General features: G+C 60.9%; 27 protein-coding genes. 26 read left to right on the forward strand and 1 reads right to left on the reverse strand.

Annotated elements, in window-relative coordinates; all coding sequences use genetic code 11:
- Positions 1–266: 266 nt before the first annotated feature.
- From LB568_RS18345 to LB568_RS18410, 14 genes are all read left to right on the forward strand, one after another.
- Complete coding sequence (locus tag LB568_RS18345; protein WP_224730884.1) at positions 267–596, forward strand: HNH endonuclease signature motif containing protein; 330 nt, start codon at positions 267–269, stop codon at positions 594–596.
- Positions 597–1,335: 739 nt separating this feature from the next.
- Positions 1,336–1,635, forward strand: coding sequence for an HNH endonuclease (locus LB568_RS33795; protein ID WP_224730976.1), 300 nt, complete (start codon positions 1,336–1,338; stop codon positions 1,633–1,635).
- Between the two features lie 95 nt (positions 1,636–1,730).
- Entirely contained in the window at positions 1,731–2,120 is a 390-nt protein-coding gene (locus LB568_RS18355) for a hypothetical protein (RefSeq protein WP_224730885.1), read from the forward strand.
- Positions 2,117–3,949, forward strand: a complete 1,833-nt coding sequence (locus LB568_RS18360) for a terminase large subunit domain-containing protein (protein WP_224730886.1) — start codon at positions 2,117–2,119, stop codon at positions 3,947–3,949. The genes LB568_RS18355 and LB568_RS18360 overlap by 4 nt, the downstream gene beginning before the upstream one ends.
- Positions 3,949–5,295 carry a phage portal protein gene (locus LB568_RS18365; protein WP_224730887.1) on the forward strand — a complete coding sequence of 449 codons (1,347 nt, stop codon included), beginning with the start codon at positions 3,949–3,951 and terminating at the stop codon, positions 5,293–5,295. The genes LB568_RS18360 and LB568_RS18365 overlap by 1 nt, the downstream gene beginning before the upstream one ends.
- Entirely contained in the window at positions 5,288–6,256 is a 969-nt protein-coding gene (locus tag LB568_RS18370) for a collagen-like protein (RefSeq protein WP_224730888.1), read from the forward strand. Before LB568_RS18365 ends, LB568_RS18370 begins: the two co-directional genes overlap by 8 nt.
- A 10-nt stretch (positions 6,257–6,266) precedes the next feature.
- The gene (locus tag LB568_RS18375; RefSeq protein ID WP_224730889.1) at positions 6,267–6,950 is read left to right on the forward strand and encodes a head maturation protease, ClpP-related; all 684 of its coding nucleotides are present in this window, start codon (positions 6,267–6,269) and stop codon (positions 6,948–6,950) included.
- Positions 6,951–7,046: 96 nt separating this feature from the next.
- Positions 7,047–8,495 carry a phage major capsid protein gene (locus tag LB568_RS18380; RefSeq protein ID WP_224730890.1) on the forward strand — a complete coding sequence of 483 codons (1,449 nt, stop codon included), beginning with the start codon at positions 7,047–7,049 and terminating at the stop codon, positions 8,493–8,495.
- Positions 8,496–8,578: 83 nt separating this feature from the next.
- Positions 8,579–9,112, forward strand: coding sequence for a hypothetical protein (locus tag LB568_RS18385; RefSeq protein WP_224730891.1), 534 nt, complete (start codon positions 8,579–8,581; stop codon positions 9,110–9,112).
- Between the two features lie 68 nt (positions 9,113–9,180).
- A complete protein-coding gene (locus LB568_RS18390) occupies positions 9,181–9,579 on the forward strand; it encodes a hypothetical protein (protein WP_224730892.1) in 399 nt (132 codons plus the stop codon).
- 2 nt (positions 9,580–9,581) lie between these two features.
- Complete coding sequence (locus LB568_RS18395; protein WP_224730893.1) at positions 9,582–10,364, forward strand: hypothetical protein; 783 nt, start codon at positions 9,582–9,584, stop codon at positions 10,362–10,364.
- Positions 10,361–10,858, forward strand: a complete 498-nt coding sequence (locus LB568_RS18400) for an N-acetyltransferase (protein ID WP_224730894.1) — start codon at positions 10,361–10,363, stop codon at positions 10,856–10,858. Before LB568_RS18395 ends, LB568_RS18400 begins: the two co-directional genes overlap by 4 nt.
- Before the next feature lie 11 nt (positions 10,859–10,869).
- A complete protein-coding gene (locus tag LB568_RS18405) occupies positions 10,870–11,463 on the forward strand; it encodes a hypothetical protein (RefSeq protein WP_224730895.1) in 594 nt (197 codons plus the stop codon).
- 2 nt (positions 11,464–11,465) lie between these two features.
- Positions 11,466–11,864, forward strand: a complete 399-nt coding sequence (locus tag LB568_RS18410; protein ID WP_224730896.1) for a hypothetical protein — start codon at positions 11,466–11,468, stop codon at positions 11,862–11,864.
- Here LB568_RS18410 and LB568_RS18415 read toward each other — a convergent pair.
- Entirely contained in the window at positions 11,846–12,022 is a 177-nt protein-coding gene (locus LB568_RS18415; RefSeq protein ID WP_224730897.1) for a hypothetical protein, read from the reverse strand. The two genes, LB568_RS18410 and LB568_RS18415, sit on opposite strands and share 19 nt — an antisense overlap.
- Between LB568_RS18415 and LB568_RS18420 the strand changes: the two genes are divergently transcribed.
- The 12 genes from LB568_RS18420 (at position 12,004) to LB568_RS18475 (ending at position 22,535) form a co-directional block, all read left to right on the forward strand.
- On the forward strand, positions 12,004–12,759 hold the full coding sequence (locus tag LB568_RS18420) for a hypothetical protein (protein ID WP_224730898.1): 756 nt from the start codon (positions 12,004–12,006) through the stop codon (positions 12,757–12,759). The genes LB568_RS18415 and LB568_RS18420 overlap by 19 nt on opposite strands.
- Positions 12,760–12,846: 87 nt before the next feature.
- On the forward strand, positions 12,847–13,446 hold the full coding sequence (locus tag LB568_RS18425; RefSeq protein ID WP_224730899.1) for a hypothetical protein: 600 nt from the start codon (positions 12,847–12,849) through the stop codon (positions 13,444–13,446).
- 84 nt (positions 13,447–13,530) lie between these two features.
- Positions 13,531–15,444 (forward strand): hypothetical protein, encoded by a 1,914-nt coding sequence (locus LB568_RS18430; RefSeq protein WP_224730900.1) that lies wholly within the window; start codon positions 13,531–13,533, stop codon positions 15,442–15,444.
- Positions 15,444–16,931, forward strand: a complete 1,488-nt coding sequence (locus tag LB568_RS18435) for a hypothetical protein (RefSeq protein WP_224730901.1) — start codon at positions 15,444–15,446, stop codon at positions 16,929–16,931. The genes LB568_RS18430 and LB568_RS18435 overlap by 1 nt, the downstream gene beginning before the upstream one ends.
- 307 nt (positions 16,932–17,238) lie before the next feature.
- Entirely contained in the window at positions 17,239–17,670 is a 432-nt protein-coding gene (locus LB568_RS18440) for a hypothetical protein (RefSeq protein WP_224730902.1), read from the forward strand.
- 73 nt (positions 17,671–17,743) lie between these two features.
- Positions 17,744–18,649, forward strand: coding sequence for a GIY-YIG nuclease family protein (locus LB568_RS18445; RefSeq protein WP_224730904.1), 906 nt, complete (start codon positions 17,744–17,746; stop codon positions 18,647–18,649).
- Positions 18,646–19,002, forward strand: a complete 357-nt coding sequence (locus tag LB568_RS18450) for a hypothetical protein (protein WP_224730905.1) — start codon at positions 18,646–18,648, stop codon at positions 19,000–19,002. Before LB568_RS18445 ends, LB568_RS18450 begins: the two co-directional genes overlap by 4 nt.
- Positions 19,003–19,605, forward strand: coding sequence for a hypothetical protein (locus LB568_RS18455; protein WP_224730906.1), 603 nt, complete (start codon positions 19,003–19,005; stop codon positions 19,603–19,605).
- Position 19,606: 1 nt separating this feature from the next.
- Positions 19,607–20,059: a hypothetical protein gene (locus tag LB568_RS18460; RefSeq protein ID WP_224730907.1), complete on the forward strand. Its 453-nt coding sequence runs from the start codon at positions 19,607–19,609 to the stop codon at positions 20,057–20,059.
- Positions 20,060–20,141: 82 nt separating this feature from the next.
- Entirely contained in the window at positions 20,142–21,059 is a 918-nt protein-coding gene (locus LB568_RS18465) for an NUMOD3 domain-containing DNA-binding protein (protein WP_224730908.1), read from the forward strand.
- A gap of 43 nt (positions 21,060–21,102) precedes the next feature.
- Positions 21,103–22,338 (forward strand): phage tail tube protein, encoded by a 1,236-nt coding sequence (locus tag LB568_RS18470; protein ID WP_224730909.1) that lies wholly within the window; start codon positions 21,103–21,105, stop codon positions 22,336–22,338.
- An 11-nt stretch (positions 22,339–22,349) separates the two neighbouring features.
- Complete coding sequence (locus LB568_RS18475; RefSeq protein WP_224730910.1) at positions 22,350–22,535, forward strand: hypothetical protein; 186 nt, start codon at positions 22,350–22,352, stop codon at positions 22,533–22,535.
- Positions 22,536–22,620 lie beyond the last annotated feature (85 nt).

The following is a 22,620-nucleotide window of genomic DNA, read 5'->3' on the forward strand; positions in this document are numbered from 1 at the left end:
TAGCATGGCAATGGGCCCTGGCTGCAGGTTCGCGGTAACAAGCCTGCTCCTCGCCATCCTGGCCCTCTCAGCATGTGCATCTCAGCAGCCGTGTAGGTTCGATACGTGGCTGGTGGATCCGGAGTGCAGGTAGTGGCTGACACCTCGAATTGGCGGATCGCTGGCCAGATACTTGGTTCCATGACGGGCAGATTTGCCAAAGGCGTCGTCTACGGCTTGGGGTTCGCAGTCGGTCTGGCAATCGCCAAGGCTGCTGGCTTCATCTGATGGTCAAGCAGATCGGCCAGCCACACAGGCAGGTAGACCTGCGCTCAGCCAAGCCGATAGCGAAGAAGGCCGACGCCGAACTGCTTACACCAGAGCATAGGGCATGGCGCACCGCGGTCCTGCAGCGCGCCGGCTACCGATGCCAGGCCATAGAGGACGGCAAGCGCTGCCATGTAAGCGCGCCAGCAAGGCTGTTCGCCGATCACATCGTCGAGCGCAAGGATGGCGGTGCTCCGCTCGATCCTCGCAATGGCCAATGCCTATGCGGATCGCATCATACCTTAAAAACTCATGCTGAGCGCGTCAAAAGGATGGCGATAAAGTACTGAGTTTGCTATAAAAAGCGGCTCGACCAAGTGCTGGAAACACGAGGCCGAGCCTAACCAAAACGATCGAGTGAGGATCGAAATGGCTTCCGCATTCATATGCGAGGAATGTCCTCGTGCGCTAGACTGTATCGTCTGCGTCAAACCGATCCAGGTTAAGCCCGGCACTGGTCGCCATCAGATCCTCTGTTCTGAGGAGTGTAGCCGCCAGCGGAGGAACCAGCTTAGTGCTGCGCGGATGCGGCGAAGCAGGCCGCCACCACGAGAGTGGGTATGTCGGCAGTGCTCGGCTCCCTATTCGGCGGTAGAGAGTAAAGCCAAGATATGTGCCGCTTGCGCGAATGCAAAAGCACAGAGGACTAGGGGTGAAAATAGCCGCGCAAGAAAGCAGTGCGTCTGTGAGCAGTGCGGCGGCGGCTTCACCCAAGGAAGCAGGAGCAGCAAGCAGACAGGAGTGAGGCAACGGTTCTGTTCGAACGGGTGCAGAGCGGACAGCATCCGCCATTGGCCAAGCCGATCTGTTTGGTTCGTATCCTGTGCTGGCTGCAACGCGCTATTCGCCTCAAGTGCAAAGAGCAGAAGGTACTGTCGGCCAGGCTGCGGCTCCACTGCGCTACCATCTACCAGGACATGCAAGGATTGTGCAGTCCCGATGACCGTTGAGGCGTGGGTGACCCGCTGTGACGGGTGCAAACGCAAGTCCAAGGTCAAAGCTAGGCGTCGCACCCGCGAACAAATGAGGATGTCCGGCCAGCTAGCCGCTTTACGGAAGGCCAGGAAGCTTCGCTTGAGAGGTGTGACGGTTGAGACGGTGAACCCCATAGCTGTGTTTGATCGGGACAAGTGGAGATGCCAACTATGCGGGGTAAAGACACCACGCAAGCTGCGCGGCAAGAACCAGCCGACATCGCCCGAGTTGGATCACATCCTTCCGCTCGCTGTTGGTGGTGAGCACTCGTATCGCAATACACAGTGCGCTTGCAGGTCGTGCAACCTCGCCAAGTCATCCAAGCCGCTCGGGCAGACGCGCCTGTTCGGATGATGGCGGGGGGAGGGGTAAATCGCTACCAGCCGACTGGGGGTCCATCCGCTCCGGGGCAATTGACACCCTTTTTTTCTGCGAAGGCAAATTTCACGATGGCTGCAACAAAATCACGCGGCCGGCCAGAATATGAGCCGACTGATGAGGAGCGCGAGAAAGTCCGCGTTCTCAAGGCTTCCAGCAGCATGACGAACGAGGCGATCTCGGAGGCGCTTGGCATATCGGTGCCGACGCTTCGGAAATACTTTTCAGCCGATCTGGAGGTCGGCGCGGCCAAGGTGACGGCCGAAATCATCATGGCCAGGTACAATTCTGCGAAGGCCGGCAATGTCGCGGCGCAGAACAAGTTCCTCGAAATGGCCGGCGCGCTGCCGCCAAGGCCGCATTCCCAGCCGAAGGCGGCTAAGCTCGGCAAGAAGGAAATCCTCGACGAGGAAGCGCAGGTATCGCGCGCTTCGCCTGGCTGGGGTGACGTCCTGCAATGACAGGATGGAATTTCGCGCAGCCTGACTGGTTCGCGCGGCTGAAATCGACAGGCCGGCTTGTCCCCGATCTGCCACTGTTCAACGCCAAGGCCGACAAGGCGGTCAGGATATTCGACAAGCTGCGGGTGCCCGACATCGCTGACCAGCCGGCATTTGCCGAGGCGGCCGGTGACTGGTTCCGCGACATTGTCCGCGTTGTGTTCGGCTCGCTCGATGATGCCGGCGTTCGGCACGTCCCGGAAGTCTTCTCGCTGGTGGCGAAGAAGAACTCGAAGACGACCAACGGCGCCGGGCTGATGCTCACCGCGCTCCTCGTCAATGAGGTGCCGCGCGGCGAATTCCTGTTCGTGGCGCCTACGCAAGAGATTGCCGACCTGGCCTTCCAACAGGCCGCCGGCATGATAGATGCGGATCCAGAGGGGTACCTTCAGAAGCGGTTCCACGTCATCGAGAACCGCAAGACGATCCGCGACCGGACGAACAAGGCCTTCGTCAAGGTGAAAACCTTCGACATGAAGGTGATGACAGGCGCGAAGCCGATCGGGGTGTTGATCGACGAACTCCACATCATGGGGCAGATGCATTTCGCTTCTCGGGTCATCGGCCAGATCCGCGGCGCTCTGCAATCGAAGAAGAACGCCTTCCTGCTGATCATCTCGACGCAAAGCGATGAGCCGCCGGCGGGAGTGTTTCGGGCCGAGTTGATGTATGCCCGCGGCGTCAGGGATGGCCGCATCCAGAATTCGCGGATGCTACCGATCATCTACGAGTTCCCGGAGGAGTTGCAGGTCGACCAGTCCAAGCCGTGGGCCGAGCCGGTCAACTGGCCGCTGGTGACGCCGAACCTGGGGCGCTCGCAGCATCTCGACACGATGATCTCGGGCTTTGCCGAGGCGAAGGAAAAGGGTGACGGCGAGGAACGCCGATGGGCTTCACAGCACCTCAACATCGAAATCGGCCTGGCGCTGCACAGCGACAGATGGGCAGGGGCAGACTTCTGGCTCGGCAATCCGAAGACTGGGGCCTCGAACGTCGACAAGACGTTGACGATGCAGGAGGTCATCCGGCGCTCGGAAGTGATCGTCATCGGGATAGACGGCGGCGGGCTGGACGACTTGCTCGGCCTGGCGGTGCTAGGGCGTGAGAAGGAAACCGGCAAGCTTCTGCTGTGGAACCATGCCTGGGCGCACGAGATCGTGAAGGAGCGGCGCAAGGAAATCGCGCCGAAGCTCGACGATCTGGAGCGCGCCGGCGAACTGACCTTTGTGAAACTGCCGGGTGAGGATGTCGATCATCTGGCCGACATGGTGTTCGAGGTCGAGGCGTCTGGAAAACTGGCCGAGGAAAACACGGTCGGCGTCGACAGTTTCGGCGTCGCCGCGATCACCAAGGCGCTGACCGGAGACGATGGTATCGACAAGGAACGCATCGTCGGCATCTCGCAAGGCTGGAAATTGAACGGCGCCATCAAGGATACCGAACGAGACTTGGCCGGCGGGAACATCATCCATCCCGGCCAGGCGCTCATGAACTTCGCCGTCGGCAACGCGAAGATCGTTCCGCGCGGCAATGCCATCTCGATCGACAAGCAGGTCTCCGGGTCGGCCAAGATCGATCCGCTGATGGCCACGCTTCACGCCAAGGTGCTGATGGGCTTGAGCCCGCAGACCAGCATTTCGGTGTTCGAACGCATGGCGCAAATGCCTGCTGAAGACCCGCAATCAGACGACATTGACCCGGCCATCCTTGCCGATACCCGGCATCCGCGGTGGCAAGAGATGCGCGAACGCTACGAGAAGCGGTTCGCCATGGCAGATGAGGACTACTGATGCTTGAAGGCTTCCGAAACAGCTTGGCGCAGGGGATTGCCATCCTCGCGCAGCGCGTTTCGACAGAGCCGCGCTATCCGGCTTCGCGCCGGGTTCCATCGGCCCCGCGCACGCTGGCTGGGGTCACGATTACGCCGGATACCGCCGTCACGATTTCGACGGTCTGGGCCTGCCTGCGCTTCATCTCGCAGACCGTCGCCGGCCTTCCCTGGCACGCCATGGCGAAGGTCAAGGGCGGATCGGAGATCCAGGACAAGAACCCGATCGACTGGCTGCTCTATTCCAGGCCGAATCCGGAGTGGTCATCGTTCCAGTTTCGCGAGACGTTGACGCATTGGGCGCTGCGCTGGGGCAATGGCTACGCCGAGATCGAGCGCGATACGCTTGGGCGCCCGTTTGCGCTCTGGCCGATCCATCCGGAGCGGGTGAAGGTCTGCCGCGATCCTAATACCGCCGTTCTTTATTACGAGGTCAGCAATGGCCCTGGCGGCGGTGCCGGAATCGAAATTGATGCGGCAGACATGTTCCATATCCGCGGCTTCGGTGAAGGCGTCGTCGGCGTCAACGTCATCGACTATGCGGCGCAATCGCTAGGCTGGGCGAAGGCGGCTCAGATTTTCGGTGCAGCCTATTTTGGCAACGGCGCGACGCCGACGGTGGTGGTCAAGAACAAGAAGGCACTCAGCGTCGACGGCCTGAAGGCGCAGCGCGCCGAGTTCGATAATCTCTTCAAGGGGCCATACCGCTCCAACAAAGCGGCATTTCTCGACAACGATGCCGACATCGAGACAATCAGCCTCAATGCTGCCGAGACGCAGTTGATCGAGGTGCATATGTACCTCGTCGAGGAAATCTGCCGCTGGTTCGGCGTGCCTCCGCACAAGGTCATGCATCTGGCGCGGGCGACCTTCTCCAACATTGAGCACCAGGCGATCGAGGTCGTCGTCGACTGCATCACGCCGTGGGCGAAGCGGTTCGAGGACGAGGGCAATTACAAGCTTTTCGGCCAGAACCGCCGCAACCTCTTCACGAAGATGAACATGAACGCTCTGCTGCGCGGCGACATGAAATCCCGCATGGAATTCTACAAGGGCATGGAGTTCGTCGGTGCCTACTCGCCGAACAAGATCCTGCAACTCGAAGACGAAAACACGCTCGGCCCGGATGGCGATATCCACGTCATGCAGCAGCAGATGGTGCCGCTCGAGTTCATTGCGAAAGGTCCGGTAACGCCCGCCGCTCCGGCTCCGGCCGCCGCCGACACGCCGGCACCCGATCAGGCAGCGACCAACGCCATGGACGACTTCAACCGCATTCTGGCATCTTCGGAGCCTGTTCATGGCTAAAACACCGATCCAGAACCGCGCGATCACGCCGCCGCCGCCGCCGGAAAAGCCGCAGACCAATCCTTTCGCGGACGTCTGGAATGGCATGAAGGGTCTGGCCGCGCGCCTCGTTGCGCTCGAGCAGCGACTGCCGCGCGATGGCCGTGACGGTCTTCCTGGCGTTGCCGGCGCGATCGGCCCGCAAGGAGACCGCGGCATTCAAGGTGAGCGTGGTGACATCGGTCCGCAGGGCATCATTGGTCCTATCGGTCTACAGGGTGATATTGGCCCAGCCGGTCCGCAGGGATTTGCCGGCGCCGCCGGCCTGCAGGGCGAAGTCGGCCCTGAAGGTCCACAGGGCAGCATCGGTCCCGCTGGCCCGCAAGGCGTTGCCGGTCTTGATGGCTCTCCTGGTGTTGTCGGCGAGCGCGGTCCTATTGGTCCGATCGGTGATCGTGGTGAGACCGGCCTTCAAGGCGAAGCCGGTCCACAGGGCATAGAAGGCCGCCAGGGCGAAGCTGGCCCAGAAGGGCAGATGGGGCCGGAAGGTCCGCGCGGCGCGCAGGGCGAGCGCGGAGACGCCGGGCGCGATGGCCGTGACGGTCTCGCCGGTCGTTCGATCATCTCCAGCAAGATCGATGACGAAAACCGTCTCGTCCTTGGCTACACCGACGGCTCGAACGAGATCGTCGGCATTATTATCGGCCCGCAGGGCGAAGCCGGCCCGATGGGCGTTCAAGGTCCGCAGGGTGATGTCGGCGAGGCTGGCCCGATGGGTCAGCAAGGCCCGGCGGGCGTGAAGGGTGAGCGCGGCGCCCGCGGCGAGGCTGGAGCGCAAGGCGATCAAGGCCCAGCCGGCACGTCCTACGAACTCACCGAATCTTCGCCGGCCAACCTTTCGGCTTCCGATTTGGGCCGGTTGCGCGTCGTTTCGCTGATCGATGAAAACGGCGTCGAGCGCCGGCTGCTCACTCTCGACTGAGGGACCATTCATGACCATCAAGAACCGCGCTGGCGCGAAAACGCCGGAAGGCTACCGCATGATCAATCGCGGCGCCGGCCGCGGTGAGGTATTCCTCTATGGCCCGATCGGCATGGATTTCTGGGGCGATGGCATCTCGGCCAAGGTGTTCGCCGATGACCTGAAGAAGCTCGGCAACGTCACGACGATCGACGTCCGCATCAATTCCGAAGGCGGCGACGTCTTCGACGGCAAGGCCATGTACACCTTGCTCAATGACCATGCTGCGAAGATCATCGTGCATATCGACGGTCTGGCCGCTTCGGCCGCATCCTTCATTGCCATGGCCGGTGACGAGATTGAGATCGCCGAGGGCGCCTTCGTGATGATCCACGATTGCACCGGCGGCTGCATGGGCCGCGCCGAGGACATGCGCTCCTATGCCAACCTGCTCGATGCCGCCAACGGCTCCGTGGTCGACGTCTATGTGGCGCGCACCGGCAACGATGCGACAACGATCAAGAAAATGATGAAGGACGAGACTTGGCTGAACGGCAAGGAAGCCGTCGCTGCCAAGTTCGCCGACCGCATGGTGGCCAATCTCAAGGTCGCGGCGTCAGCGGTGAAGCGTCCCGAAATGTTCAAGAATTTGCCGGTCTCGCTCCGTCCGAACCGCAATGCGGCAGAAGCCATGATGGCTGGTCTCCGCAAATAGAACCCGGCGGAAGCCGGCGCAGGCCCTCTTCAGCGCCTTGGGCAAGCATATCCCGGCGGCAATTCAGCCGCGCCTCCCACAACTCAGGAGAATACGATGACCAAGCACATTGTGCGGGCCCGCGATGGCTTGCTCAACGGCACTGCATATTTCGGCCCGATGTTCATGGATGCCAACGAAGCGTTGGTACGCCTCGAAAATCGCCGCACCGAACTTATGGAGGCCAATCAGGCACTGCTCGATGCGGCTGACGAGGCCGATATCGACGTTCCTGACGAAGACCTGGCGACGATCGCCGAGAACAAGGCCGCTATCCTGAAGCTTGACGGCCAGATCAGCGCCCGCATTCAGCCGGCGTCGCCCATCCAGGGCAATGGTCGCCGCTCCACGGCAGAACCGCAGAATGGCGCCAAGCCGGGTGGCCAGCGCCACGTACCGGCCCAGCCGCGCGCCGACAATCCGCGCCACGGCTTCCAGTCGTTTGGCACCTTCGCCCAGACGGTTCGTGCTTCCTACCGCGGCGTCGAGAATGATGACGTCACCCGGATGCGCAATATCGCCAACTCGACCACGACCTACGGCAACGAGGGCACCGGCGCCGACGGCGGCTTCCTCGTCCCCCCGGAATTCAGCCGGGAAATCTGGCAGAAGGTGATGGCGGAAGAGAACCTGCTGAACCGCTGCGCTCCGCTCGTCACCGATCGCAACTCAATGATGATCCCCAAGGACGAAACCACGCCGTGGCAGACCACCGGCGGCGTGCAGGTCTATTGGGAAGGCGAGGCTCAGGTTCCAGCCAACAGCAAGCCGACATTCGAAATGGGCTCGCTGCGCCTCTCCAAGCTGTTCGGCATCGTGCCGGTCAGCGATGAGTTGCTGGAAGATGCCTCCGGTCTGGAATCCTGGCTGCGCGCCAAGGCTCCGTCGAAGATGGCCGCGAAGATCAACACGGCGATCATCAACGGTACTGGCGTCGGCCAGCCACTCGGCATCATCCCTGGCGGCACCGCCGTCGGCAATTCGGTCGTGCAGGTCAGCAAGGCCACTTCGCAGCCGGCCGACACGCTCTGGATGGTCAACATCGAAGCCATGTATTCCCGCATGTACGCGCCGTGGCGCCGCAATGCGATCTGGCTGATCAACCAGGATCTGGAGCCGCAGTTCAACGGTATGGCGTTCCAGGCGAACGGTGCGTCTTCGCTGATCCCCGGCACGTCGGCGGTTCCCGCCTATATGCAGCCGGGCACGCTCGCGAACTCGCCCTATGGCACGCTCAAGGGTCGTCCAGTCGTTCCTGTCGAGGCGTGCGGAGCGCTCGGTGATCTCGGCGACATCATCTTCGTCGACCTCAACCAGTATTGGGCGCTGACGAAGGCTGGCGGCATGCAGACCGATACCTCGATCCATCTGTACTTCGACCAGGCCCTGACCGCGTTCCGGTTCATTTTCCGCGTCAACGGCCAACCGGCATGGTCGAGCACGATCACCCGGCAGAATGGCTCCGGCAACGAACTGTCCTGGGCGGTCACCCTCCAGGCTCGCTGATAGCGCCTTTGCTGGCCGGCCCGCTCCGGCCAGCATCCCCTCAACAGCGCCGGCATGGCGCCCAATTTTGAAAAGGCACGAAAATGTACAATCAGCACGCTGCGGAACAGTTCAACTTCTGCCAGGGCTCGCTGCCTGTGGCGATGAACACTGCCGCCAACACATGGGACGTCATCAGCCTGAAAGGCTATGGCGGCTGCCTGATCATCTTCTACAAGGCAGTCGGCACAGCCGGCGACGACCCGACCATCACTGTCTTGCAGGGTACCGACATCGCGTTCGGCACCAACAAGGCGCTGACGCTCACCCGCGTCGACAAGAAGCAGGCCGCCTCAAACCTTCTGGCGGTCGGCACCTATACGAAGTCGACCTCGGCCTCGGCCGCGACAAACGACACGTTCTCGACCAACACCTACACGAACTCGGATCTCGCCGAACAGGCGGCAATCGTGATCATCGATATCAAGCCGGAAATGCTCGATATCGCCAACGGCTACGATTGCATCCGCGTCTCGGTCGCCGACGTAGGCACCAACGCGCAGCTCGGCTGCGGCCTATACATGCTCTACGATCCGCGCGACCGCAAAGAGACGCTGATCTCCGCGATCGTCGACTGATCGTAGTCGCTTGAGACTGGCCCCGGCTCACGTAGCCGGGGCCTATTCCCCACCGGAGATCAGCACCCATGAAGATCAAGTTCACCGCCAGGCCACTTGGTGGCCGGCCGGAATACAAAATCGGCGACGAGGTCGAGTTCAACGGCCGGGTCGAAGAGGCCTATGCCCAGAAGTATATCGATCGCGGCTGGGCCGAAGACATTTCACCGAAGGTGTCGGTTGCCGAGGCTGAGACATCCGAAGCTGATGAGGCTGCGGCAGAGGCAGCCGCTGAAGCCGCCCGGCTGCAAGCCGAGGCCGACAAGCTCGCGGAACGTGCGGCGGTCGAGATCCCCGACGATTGGAGCAAACTGCCCTATGTCGATCAGCGGGCTCTTGCGGCGTCCCTGACCGACGAGACCGTCCGCAGCAAGGACGACATCGCCGCTGTCATCAACGCCGAACTGCAGCGCCGCGCAGCCGAATAGCCTTGACCTGCTGGCAGCCGGATCGGTCGCTTGAGGGGCAGACCGTCGTCCTGATCGGCGGCGGTCCCTCGCACGCGGCAATCGATCTTGCGCTGCTCAAGGGTCATCGCTTCGCGGCGATCAACAGCGGGTGCCGCAAGGTCCGTCCGATCGCGACCGACAAGGACATCCTATACTTCACCGACAATTCCTGGTGCGAACAGCATATCGACCTGATCGAGGATTGGCCCGGTCCGGTGATCTGTGCCAACCGGCACTCGAAAGGGCGGCTCGGTGATCGGGTCCGCTATATCGACGTGAACGCACTGGCCTCTCGGATCGGCGGTTTTGCTGAGCATGCGCAGGCCTCGAGTGGGCACATCATGACCTGCCTGGTGCAGGATATGGGCGGGGCTCGGGCGATCCTCTCCGGGTTCGAATGCCGGGCGGTCGATGGCCGCACCCATGGGCATGAGGATTATAACGGCCTGCACGACATGCCGGTGTTCGAAGGGCAATTCCTTCCCGGCTGGCGTGGGCTGGCGAAGGTTCTGACCATCGACGTAGTCAACGCGACGCCGGGCAGCGCGATCGACTGCTTTCCGTTTCGCTCGCTTGAGGATTGCCTGACATGGCGTCCGATGGGGAGCGCGCCTTATGACGGCTCGCCGATCAGGTCGCGCGAAACCGACTATCCCTTCCGCGAAAAGGTGGTCGTCTGGACGGGCAAGCCTGAACGTTTTTGGGGCGCTGCCGACGGCAACGACCTGCCGCTCTACCGCCCCTTAGAATGGATGCCGGCATGATCCATCCGCTGGCTGTGGTCGAAGGTGCAGAGATCGGTGAGGATGTCTCGATCTGGCAGTTCGCAAGCGTAATCCGCGGCGCCAGGATAGGCGACGGGACCAATATCGGCCCCTACAGCAAGATCGATGGCGCCGTGATCGGCCGGAATTGCCGCATCCAAGACCATTGCTCGATCAATCCCGGCGTCGTGATCGGCGATTATGTGTTTGTTGGGCCCGGCGCGATCTTCTGCAACGACATGTGGCCGGATGCCACGCACAACGGGATCGATCACGAGGCGGTCGCCGCCGGCATCACGGTCAGGATCGAGGACGGTGCATCGATCTGCGCGGGTGCCAGAGTGCTGCCAGGCTACACGGTCGGCGCCGCCGCGTTCGTCGCCGCCGGCGCGATCGTCGATCGGAATGTTCCTGCCGGCATGGTCCTTCGACGCAACGGCTACCTGTCGCATGTGCCGTCAAGCCAACGGAAACGGATGCGGCTGATATGCTAACGGTCGCGACTGTGTTCTGGGACGCCAACGAGACGTCGTTCGAGTTCAGCCGGTGTTATTCGGAAGAGTGGGTCGAGCGGCTGCATCGCGGCTTCCGCCGAAACATTTCGTTGCCGTTCAGATTTGTCTGTTTCACCGAGCGGGAGCGAGAATTCTCTGCCGGGATAGAGCAGGAAATGCTCTCCAATCCAAGGCCAGACTATGGCGCGCTTATCGAGCCTTACCGGCAAGGCGAACCGATGATTCTGGTCGGGCTTGATACGGTGGTCACGGGCAACTGTGACGAGATGGCCGCGTTCGCGATGACTTCTGGCATGCTGGCGCTGCCGCGCGACCCCTATGCGAAGCACCGCGCCTGCACCGGTGTCCAACTGGTCTCGGCAGGGTTCGAAAGCGTCTGGTCGACCTACCAGGGCGGCGACGACATGGAACACATGGGCAAACAGCCGCACGTATTCATCGACGATGTCTTCCCCGGCCAGGCGCAGAGCTACAAAGGCCACATCCGCGATCATGGGCTTGGCGACACCCGGATCGTCTATTTCCACGGGGTGCCAAAGATGGATGAAATCAATGACCTCTGGGTCTCGGAGCACTGGAGGTAGCGATGTCTGTGCTTGATGGCTCCGAACTGGTCCAGGTGTTCAAGGACGGGTCTCCGATCTTGGTGCAATTGCGCGACCTTTCGAACAGAGTGCGGATTATCGAGCATGAAGGCACGTCGCGGAAAGCGCGGTCGACCGATGCCGGGGCGCGCCTCCGCATGATGAGTGGCAGTGCAAGTTCGGTCATCATCCCGGCCGATACGGATGGGGCAGCCTTTGACGACGGCGGCGCTTTCGAGATTGAGCAGGGCGGTGCCGGCCAGGTCACTGTCATTGGCGCCGCTGGCGTCACCATCGATACCGCCGAAACGCTGGTCACAGCCAAGCAGTTTGCAGTGCTCTACATGGTGCGCGTCGGTGTGAACCATTGGCATTGTTCCGGCTACCAGGTCGCCGCCTGATGCGCGGTCCAGGTGCCATCGCCAGCGCGGCGAATATCGGTGCGGGCGGGGGTGGTGGGGGCGGAGACGAACTGCTCGACGAAGACGGCCTCACACTCCTCGATGAAGACGGCGAAACTCTTTTGGATGAGGCGGCCTGATGCCAAAGCTTTCAACATATGCGATCGCCTCGGATGAGGGTGATCAAGTCCGCCGTCTTTCCGGCGCGATCCAAACGGTAGCCGTCACCACTGGTGCATCGCCGGTCGATCTCACGCTATCCAACTACAAAGGCTGGTTTGCGCTTGTTGTAGAGGTGACATCCGGCGGCACCGCAGACATCGAAGTGCTGAATTTCGTCGGTGATGCTGAGCCGGGTAGGACGATCAATGTCGTTTTCGTGAGCCAAACCAACCCTGCCGATGTGGTCCAAGTCAAGCAGAATGGTGGCGGCACGATCTCTTGCATCGACAATCTCGGCAACAGCATCGGAGATCATTTCCGGGTTGTCTTCAATCAGGAGGGCAATAACGTCGTCTTCGCATTTAATGGTGACGTGATCCCCGAATATCGGTGGGGTTGCCAATATGGGTCATGGGATAACGCAACAGATTTCCGAAATAAAAGAGAACCATTACCAGCCGGGGGCACCTTTGGTCAGCTTCCATATGCGATGAATTCAAATGGCGGTGTCGAATGGCACTTAGAGCCTCCCGCCCCTCCAATTGTGCCTAATGCCGGCACTGTAGCTTCGTTGAATTCGTCGTTCCCAGCCGGCTCATACGCCCGAGGGATGGCGGTAGTATTTGACGCCAATCTCCCTGTCGCTGGTAGCGTAGTTGCTGGCTCGGGGTCGTCATCGTGTGTCGTGATCTCAAATGGCACTGACTACATCGTCATGTTCGTGTTCCCCTAACCAACGCCTCCACCAGCCCGAGCGACTGACGGTGATCCAGTGAAATCACTCCTGACCATCACGACGCCGGCAAGCGATCTCACGCTTTTGTCGATCGAGGAGATGCGCGCCGCTGCAGGTGTCACCGGCTCAGGCTCGGACACCGCTCTGCGCGCCATGGAGCGCCGTGTCGCGGCATCGATCATGTCGGAGTGCAACATCGCGGTCGGGGCCGGGTCGCCTCCTACGCTGCTCCGCGAAACCCTGACCGAGACCTTTTACCAGGCATGCGGGGAGACGCTTATCCTTTCGCGCCGACATGACGTCACTGTCACCAGCATCGTTGAGGATGCCGTCACGCTCGTTGATGCAGATTTCATGGCCGACCCGGAATCGGGAATGGTGACCAAGCTTTGCAGCGACTACCCGACATGGTGGAGCGCGCGGAAGGTGGTTGTCGTCTATGGAGCCGGGTTCGAGACCGTTCCCGAAGACTTGAAGATGGCGGCGGCCGATTTCTTCCGCTCCTCGTGGATGGAGCAGAGCCGCGATCCACTGGTGAAGAGCCAACGTGAAAATGTTCCAGGCCTCCTCGAAAAGGAAACCGCCTATTGGGTCGGGTCTGTCCCAGGCCAATCGAACGAAGGTGCCGTTCCCGATCTCGTCGCCGGCCAGCTTAAAAGATTTCGCAACGTGGCCTTGGCCTGAACCATGCCCGTTGATGTCCAGACTTTCACCTCCGGTTCCGGCAATTGGACCAAGCCGGCTGGCGCGACGATGAGGCGTGCGTAAATGGCGCTCGTTGATCAGGCCTGGTACGTGAACTACGGCAACGGCTCGTCGACGGGCTATTATGCCGTAATACAGTGGGCAACAGGAACGGTCATTGCTGCCGGTGCGCTTCGGCGCCAACTCGCCGCACCGGCAGTCGGGTCAGAGCGCGTCTTCGTCTGCATTGTCGCCGGCACAACACACGCGACCACCGAACCGACATGGGTCATCACGCGCGGCGGCAAGACGACGGACAACACCGTCACCTGGCAGGAATGCACCGGCATCGCGGCTCTCAATGGCGATGCGACCAACACGCCAAGCTGGACGATCACGGCAACGCCTCCCGGAGGTGTGAAGAATACAGCGGTCACGCTTGGTCAGGTGATCAAGCGCGACAACGGCGCGAGCTACCAGATCTGCACCACGGCCGGCACGGCGGGCAATGGCGCGGAACCGGCTTTTTCGAACACAGCGGGCACGACCACAGCCGACAACACAGTGACGTGGACCTCACTTGGCGTGGTGGGCAATTTCACCGGCTGGCAGGCGCCGCATGCGCGGGAAGAGAACGCTTGCACGGCCACTTGGGGACAGGCCGGCAATGCCTTCTTCATCGCAACGGAGAGCCTATCGACATCTGCTGCGAACCGCACGGTCACCTCACCCGGCTCTCAGGCAAACCCCAGTTTTTTCTACAGCGTGACGAAGACAACGCTGCCGCCAGTTTCGGCAAATCTGTCGTCCGGCGCTTCGATCACGACAACGGGAAATTCCAATCTTTCGATCGGAGGCAATGCCGATTTCTACGCCACCGCGTTCAATTGTGGGACCACCGCTCAAAACACGGTCCTGACGATCGGAAGCGGCTCTGCCAACGCGCATTTGTTCGAAGCGTGTTCTTTTTCCATCCCTGCGACTGGCTCTACCGCGAACATGGTTTTCGGGTCTTCATCGGCGGAAAAGGTCAGGCTGGTTTCTTGCACCTTCACGTTCGGCGCGGTCGGACAGACCATGAGGAATGCGAACGGCGCACGGGTTGAGATCATCGGCGGCTCGATAGCCGCGACCGGGAGCGTCCCAACGACGCTGTTCGATGTGACGAATGGCACGGGCGGAGAAGTCCTGCTTGATGGGGTAGACCTCTCCGCCTTTACATCGGGGAAGACCATTGTTGGCGCAAATGCCAACCGCATGGATCGCTTCAAGGTCACCCGGTGCAAGCTTGGTGCTTCGGTGACGCTGGCGGCGACGCCAAACACTCGGGGGGCAATCTACGATTTCATCCAGTGCGACAGCGGCGCGACCAATTATCTCAATGCCCGATATACCTATGAGGGCACGCAGACTGTCGATACGACCATCGTTCGCACGGGAGGTGCCACGGATGGCACGACGCTGATCTCAGAGAAGATCGTCACGACGGCCAATAGCAAATGGATATTCCCGTTTGAAAGCCAGCCGATCACGATCTGGAACGACAGCACATCGGCTATCACGTCGCTGACGATCTATGGGACTACCACCGGCGGCGGCGTGCCGAAGGACGATGAAATCTGGGTCGAGGTCGAATATCTCGGCGCTTCCGGCTCACCATTGGGCTCCATCATCACGACCACGAAAGCCAACAGTCTTGCGGCCTCCGCTGCGACGAACAACAGTGCGGACGGTTCGACATGGGCCGGCGGCGGGGCGGGCAACGGCTTCAAGATCGTTGTGCCGAGTTTTACGCCGGGGCAGAAGGGGCCGATCAACATCACGATCAAGGCCGCCAAGGCATCGACTACTTACTATATCGACCCGAAGCCGTCGATCTCTGGCATCACTGTATCGAAATCCTATGTCGTGGCTCCGGGCATCTATGTGAATGAACGGGCCAGCGCGGCGGTTGCCAATGTCGGATTGCATCCGATCGATATGGGGATAGCAGCCTGATGAGGATCCCCAGCGGAAAGGTCGACCAGTCCATCGATTTCGTGGCGCTCGATTCCACGGATCGCGTCACCCGCAAGACCGGTCTGTCGGCATTCACCGTCTATCGTTCGCGTAATGGTGGAACCGCCACGGTCTACACCACGCCGACGGTTGTCGAACTGTCGGCAGCCAACATGCCAGGCGTTTACGCGCTGCTGATCGATGAAGACACGACGATCGCATCGGGTTCCGACAACGAGGAATATTGCGTCCACATCACTTGCGCCACCATGGCGCCGGTGACCCGCACGATCGAACTTTACCGCCGCGATACCACCAGCGGCAAGACAGCGCTGATCGACAGCAACGGTCGCGTCGATGTCGCTGCGATTGCCGGCACCGCGCAGACCGCGCGCGACATTGGCGCAAGCGTGATTGCCGCATCTGTCACCGGGCTCACCGCCAGCGATGTCGGCGCCATCAAGACCAAGACGGATAGCCTCACCTTCACTGTCGGCGGGGTTGTCGATAGCAATGTGGTGGACTGGAAGGGCGCGACCGCTCCGGCGATGACCGGAGATGCTTTTGCCCGCATAGGCGCTCCCGCTGGTGCTTCTGTCAGCGCGGACGTTGCCGCCGTCAAAGTCGATACCGCGGCGATCAAGGTGCAGACCGACAAGGTCACGTTCACCGTGTCCAACCAAGTCGATGTCAACGTACTCGATTGGAAGAGTGCCACGGCACCCGCCATGACAGGGGACGCCTTTGCGCGGATCGGCGCGGCCGGTGCCGGACTGACGGCGCTTGGAGACACGCGGATTGCGCATCTGGACGCCGATGTCTCGAGCCGGCTTGCCGCTTCTGGCTATACCGCGCCGCTCGACGCGGCCGGGGTGCGAAGCGCGGTCGGCCTTGCCTCGGCGAATCTCGACACTCAACTTGATGCGCTTCCGACCAATGCCGAACTGACCACAGCGCTTGCCGGCGCCGACGATGCGACCCTGGCAGCCATCGCCGCGCTCAACAATCTTTCCGCCGCGCAGGTAAAGACGCAGGCCGACCAAGCTTTGGCCGACGCAAGCGTGACCAGCGTTCGCATGGCTCACCTTGACGCCGATGTTTCCAGTCGCTCGACCTATGCCGGTGCCGATACATCAGGCACCACGACACTGCTGTCTCGGCTTACCAACACCAGGGCCGGGTTGCTGGACAATCTCGACGCGGCGATCAGCACAAGGCTCGCATCTGGCTCTTACACCGCGCCGGACAATGCAGGCATCGCGGCGATCTCGGCCAAGACCGCCAACCTGCCGTCCGACCCGGCCGACCAATCGCTGATCATCGCGGCGACAAACACGATCCTGAGCGATACAGGCAGCATCAAGGCCAAGACCGACAGCCTCGGCTTTACGGTATCCGGGCAGGTGGACGCAAATATCAAATATGTGGCCGACGACCTGATCACCGGCAACGGCATCGAAACAACGGATGAGTGGCGCCCGGCATGAGCGCATGGGGCGCCAGGTGGGGCAATCGATGGGGCGGGCGTTGGGGTTCGGTCACTGGCGCCGGCGAGCGCGTCGTCCGGTCACCCGCCTTGATCAATGGTCCCGCAGTGTCATGGGCCGGAGCTTTCCTGGTCCGGAGGCATGTTTTCCCGGATCGGGCTGCACCGGACCAGCCAACCTTTGAACAGAACGCATCGAGCTTTCTCGGTCGGCGAATGGCCAATGCAAGCGCGCGTCCTGCATCTGCGGGACCAGGCCATGTCGGCAGTTCAGGCTTTCTCGGCAAGCGGCGGCCAGTGAGGACACAATGAGCGGAATCTTCAATCTCGGCGATGCCACAATCACCACGGCGCTGACCAACCAGGTCATCACCGATGGCGTGTCCGCCTCCGGTGTTGCGCAGTCGCTTATCGACGGCCTCGACTGGATGGCGGCCGTCACGATCTATGCCAGCCTCATATACGGATCTGGCGGCACCACAGTTTCAGCCATTGTTCAGACATCGATCGACCAAGGCGCCAACTGGATCGATGTTGCCCGGTTCGACTTCACCACGGCGAACGCGTCGAAGGTCGTCAACCTTTCAGGCCTGCTCTCGAAAGCAGTGTCGGCTGTGTCGGCCCTCGGCAGCGAGGGCGTCTTCGACGGCGTGCTTGGGGATCGTCTCAGGTGCAAACTGACGACAACTGGAGTTTATTCCGGGAACACATCCGTTTCAATTCGCGCCGCAGTAAGGTAGTGTTCTTGCGGGCTGATTTGGCGATTGCAACGCCAGACCAGCCCTGACCACGCCAACCTGACAAGAGGTCGAAATGGCTCCCGCTTCTCTAGCCGCCTGCATGGCGGAAATCAAAGCGAATCCTGGCAAGCGTTACGTCTACATCCTGCATCGGCCGGATGGGACACCGTTTTATGTTGGAAAGGGACGCGGCCGCAGGATCGCCAGTCACGAGCGCGACATTACCGACAAGAGCGATCGCTCGAGGAAAGCCAATATTATTCGAAGCCTCCTGCGTTCAGGGAAAACTATTGGATATCGCATCGACCGATGGGTGGACAGCGATCTGGAGGCACTTGCTCGGGAGGTCGAACTCATTGCGCAACTAGGCCGGCTAGATTGCGGGACAGGGCCGCTAGCAAACGCTACGCCCGGCGGCGAGGCCGGCATGGAGATTGGGACGCAGGCACATGCTCGCTATTGCGAAGCCCGTAGGAGTGACGATGCACGGCGGAAGGCGTCAGCCAATAGCCGTAGCATGTGGGAGAATGAGGCGACGCGAGAGCGCATTATCGCAGCAGTAGCCGAGAAATGGAGTGACCCTCATCATAAGGACGCGCGTATTGCAGCTATGCGCGAAGGGCTGTCGCAGCCTAGCGTTAAGGAAAAGCTTTCAGCGGCGAGTAATGCTCTTTGGTCGAATGAAGACCATAGACACAAAGTGACACTCTCAACGACTGAAGCATGGAATGACATCGCGTACCGAGAGGCAATTACTGAAGCGACGCGGCTGAGGTGGGCCGACCCTACCGGTCGGACAAAAATGATGGCCGGTCAGCGTGCCTCGTTCGCCAGCATGTCCAAAGCCGCCAAAAAGCTTTGGAGTAATCCAGATCACAGGGCCGAACGATCGAGGGCCATGCGAGAACTGTGGGCAAATCCAGAATACCGCGCTGCTCAGATGGAGGCGCGGAACCGCAACAGAGCAAAAACGACATGACGCCGACCGAAATCAAAACGAGTTATCGGCGCATACTCTCAGAGGTTGGAGAGCCTATACTGATCCGTAGATATACGGGCTCTGGCGCGAATAGACCGCGCTTTGATGCACCCGTTCTCGCGAGGGTTGTTGGCTATCAGCCTCACGAATTGGTTGGAACTCTGGTTCAGGGCGATCGCAAGCTGATCGTGCTCGTCGAGGATCTGATCGACGCGCAGTTCGCGCTTCCCGTGGTGACCGGCGACAAGGCCGTCATTCGCGGCGTGGAGTGCAACATCGAGGCGGCCGACGATTCGACACGCCGGATAGGCACGACGCTGATCGCATATGAACTTCAGGTGCGGGGCGGGTAAATGGCTCGGCTCCAATCCAGTTCTGTGCAGTTTACGGTCGCTGCACAGAAGACCCTCGCCGAGACGCAGAAACTGGTCGTCAAGATCGCCAAGCGCGAGCACGGCAAGATCATGGCCACGGCGCCACGCCCGACATCGTTCAAACGGGTTGTCGACGGCCGGCTCGGCGCCCCGGAAGAAGCCGTCAAGCCAAACGGCGTCATCGTCTATTTCTATCCTCGCCTCGAGGAAGTCGCGCAGTTCGCGATGGAGACGCTTTACGATCTCTCGCCGGTGCTCTCGGGCCGGTATCGCAACGCCCATACGCTGTTCGTCAGCGGCGTCGCGGTGCCAAACCTGAAGAACTACAAGGGCGGCGAGATCACCATTTCGAACCCGGAACCTTATGCAAGAAAGATCGAGGTCGGCGCGATGAAGATGAGAGTCCCGCCTCACGTCTACGAACGCGCAGTCAAAATCGTCCGGGCCAGATTCGGCAATGTGGCGAAGATCGGTTTCACCTATCGCGGGCTGACTTCGACGGGTGGTTCGGTCCTTACGGGCAGGCGCGGGAATAGGTCGGACCTGCGCTACCCGGTGATGCTCATCAAAGAGATCGACTGACATGGCCGATTACGCAGGCGCAAAGGCCGCCATCCGCTCGCGGATCGAGACCGGCTGGACGACGACGCGCATCACCTACCAGAACGAAGAGCCTGCGCAACCATGGCCGCCGAAACGCGACAACGGATCGCTGGAGCCGTGGGTCAATCTGGAGATCATCGGCGAGGGCAGCTCGATCTGGACCTTCGGCGAGCCCGGCAATCGAGGCTGGCGGTATCCAGGCGAGATCCATGTGCATGTTTTCGTGCCCGTCGGAGAGGGCATCGAGCAGGCCGACCAATACGCCTGCACCATCGGAGAAATCTTCCGGGCCGCGAAATTCTATGACGACGGCCAAGGCTCTTATGTCCGCACGCTCTCACCGCAAGTCGACGGCGGTGGTTCCGGCGATGATGACGGGATTTGGTTTAGAGTCACGATGACATGTGACTTCATCTACTGGCACAGGGGATGAAGAAAGGGTAGAATAAGCGGGCCGAATTGGTGCTGGTAACACCGCCTCGGCCCTGACCACGCCAACCTGACAAGAGGTCGAAATGGCTCCCGCTTCTCTAGCCGCCTGCATGGCGGAAATCAAAGCGAATCCTGGCAAGCGTTACGTCTACATCCTGCATCGGCCGGATGGATCGCCGTTCTATGTCGGCGTCGGGACGAAGCGCCGGATCATGCATCACGAGCGGAACGCGGAATCCGCCAAGCAATCGGCCAAGTATAAGGTCATGCGCGCCATCGCCGCATCCGGCGAGGTGGTCGGCTACAGCATCTCTGGCTGGTTCAATGACTGGAAAGGCGCAGCCGCCGAAGAACGGCGCCTGATCGCACTCTATGGCCGCGCTGACAAAGGGGCTGGCAGCCTCTCAAATCGAACGAACGGCGGGCAAGGCCAGTCTGGATCAGATTGGTATACACCAGCGCGCTTAGCCGCTGCGAAGATGGTCGGAGAAAAGGCCCGTGGTCGCAAATTGTCGCCGGAGCGTTTGGCGAAGATGTCGGCCGGCATGAAGGGCCACGTTTGGCGGCAGGAGACCTTAGATCGCAGATCGGCGGCGCTGAAAGGCAAGCCACTCACAGAAGAGCATAAGGCGAAATTGTCAGCGGCGAAAAAGGGACGACCGCTGAACGATGCCTGTAACGCCGCTCAAGCAAAATGGATGGCGGCCAACCGGGATAAGGTGTCGGAAAAGTTCCGCCGTGTGTGGGCCGATCCCGAAAGCCGCGCTCGCTTAGAATTGTCCCGCGACGCCCGGATGCCGTCAAAGGAAACCCGAGCAAAACTAACCGCTGCCATCCTAGAGAAGATGAAGGACCCTGAGTTCATTGCACGGCGGGCTGCTGCGATTGCAGCCGCTACTGACAATGATGACTACCGACAGAAACAGCGCGAAAAAGCCAAACAGCAGTGGGCAGACCCAGCCTTCAGAGAAAAGATGAAGGCTGCCAAGCGTAACGCTTAGTTCCACAAGTTCGCAATAAATCCTAAATACAGGAGAAGCAAAAGTGTCATATGTCGAGCAATGGAACGGCTATGCAGCCGCAAAATCCCAGTCTGCACTTGGTTCGCAAGCCAGTTCTACTGGTGCTACTATTATCAGACAGACGGGCGGCGTCGGTGGCCGCACCACGAAAGCCGCAATCGAAAGCCAGGAAGTCCGACGCGACGGAATGTCGACGCGCGGACGCCACGGGCTGCGCAAGGCGACGGGTGCCTATACAAGCGAATATTCGGTCGGCGGCTTCGATGACATCATGCAGGCCGTCCTGCGCGGCACTTGGAGCGCAGCCGATCTGGCGATCACCGAGGCCACGGCCGGGTTGACCAGCATCACGACCGGCGCGAATACCATCGTGGCCGCTGCCGGTTCTTGGATCACCGCTGGGGTCAAGGTCAATGACGTCTGGGTTCTGACCGGGCACTCGTCGGCCGGAAACAATTCGCGCAACTTGCGCATCATGGGCGTCACGGCGCTGACCCTCACGGTTGCTGAAACGCTGACCGTCAATGCTGTCGCGGATACCGCTTTCACTATGACCAGAACCGGCCGCGTGCTGGTCAACCCTGGCGCTGGCGCGCTGGTGAAGCGCTACTACACGGTCGAGGAATATGAGTACGACACCGATCGCTCCGAGGTCTTCACTGACTGCGTCTGGGGGTCGTTCAAGCTTTCGATGCAGCCTAACGGCTTGCTGCTGTTCGACACCTCGTGGGTCGGCACCGGCCAGACCGAAGTCAAGGCTTCCGGCGCCTCGCCGCACTTCACCTCGCCGACCACGCCGACCGGTGTGCCGCTTGCCGTGGTAGAGGCAACCGTCCGCATGAACGGCGTTGACCTAGTCGACCTGACGTCGTTCGACATCACCGTCGACAATCAGCCGGTGGCGCCGGACGTCATAAGTGCGTCGCCCTACGCACCGGACGTCTTCTCCGGCTCCGAGATGGTGACGATGAACCTGACGGCGCTGCGCAAGGATCTGACATTCATGTCGGACTTCCTCGCCGAGACGCCGTATTCGCTGCACATCCTGGCCACGGAAAACGAGAGTGAGCCGAAAAGCTTCGTCTCGATCGCGGTGCCGAACTTCACGCTTGGCTCCGTCGATAAGTCGGCACTGGCCAAGGCTGGCGGCCCGCGCACGCAGTCGATATCGGTGCCTGCAGCGCTCGTCGGTGTGGACGTGACTGGGGCCGGCTACAACGCCACGCAGGTTCAAATCCAAGTCAGCAACGCAACCTGAAAGGAGCGACCATGCATCCTTGTCACAAGGCCGTGCTCGACGCGGCGGCCAATCTCGAAACCGTCATCGGCGAAGCGGAAGCTATCGGTCTGCGCGTCGATTTTCCCAAGCATCTGCTTGCTGGCATTCCGGTCAGCGAGACGAAGAAATTCGCGCCGCCGGCTCCCGAGCCCAAAGCCAAACCCTCCAAGAAATAGACCAATCCCGCCGACCACGGGACAGAGCTTGCGCGCAAGAGGGCGATGGGTTGTCGGACCTGTCGCCCGCTCCCTTCCGACAAAG

Source organism: Mesorhizobium sp. B263B2A, assembly GCF_020165775.1.
Classification (GTDB): Bacteria; Pseudomonadota; Alphaproteobacteria; order Rhizobiales; family Rhizobiaceae; genus Mesorhizobium; species Mesorhizobium opportunistum.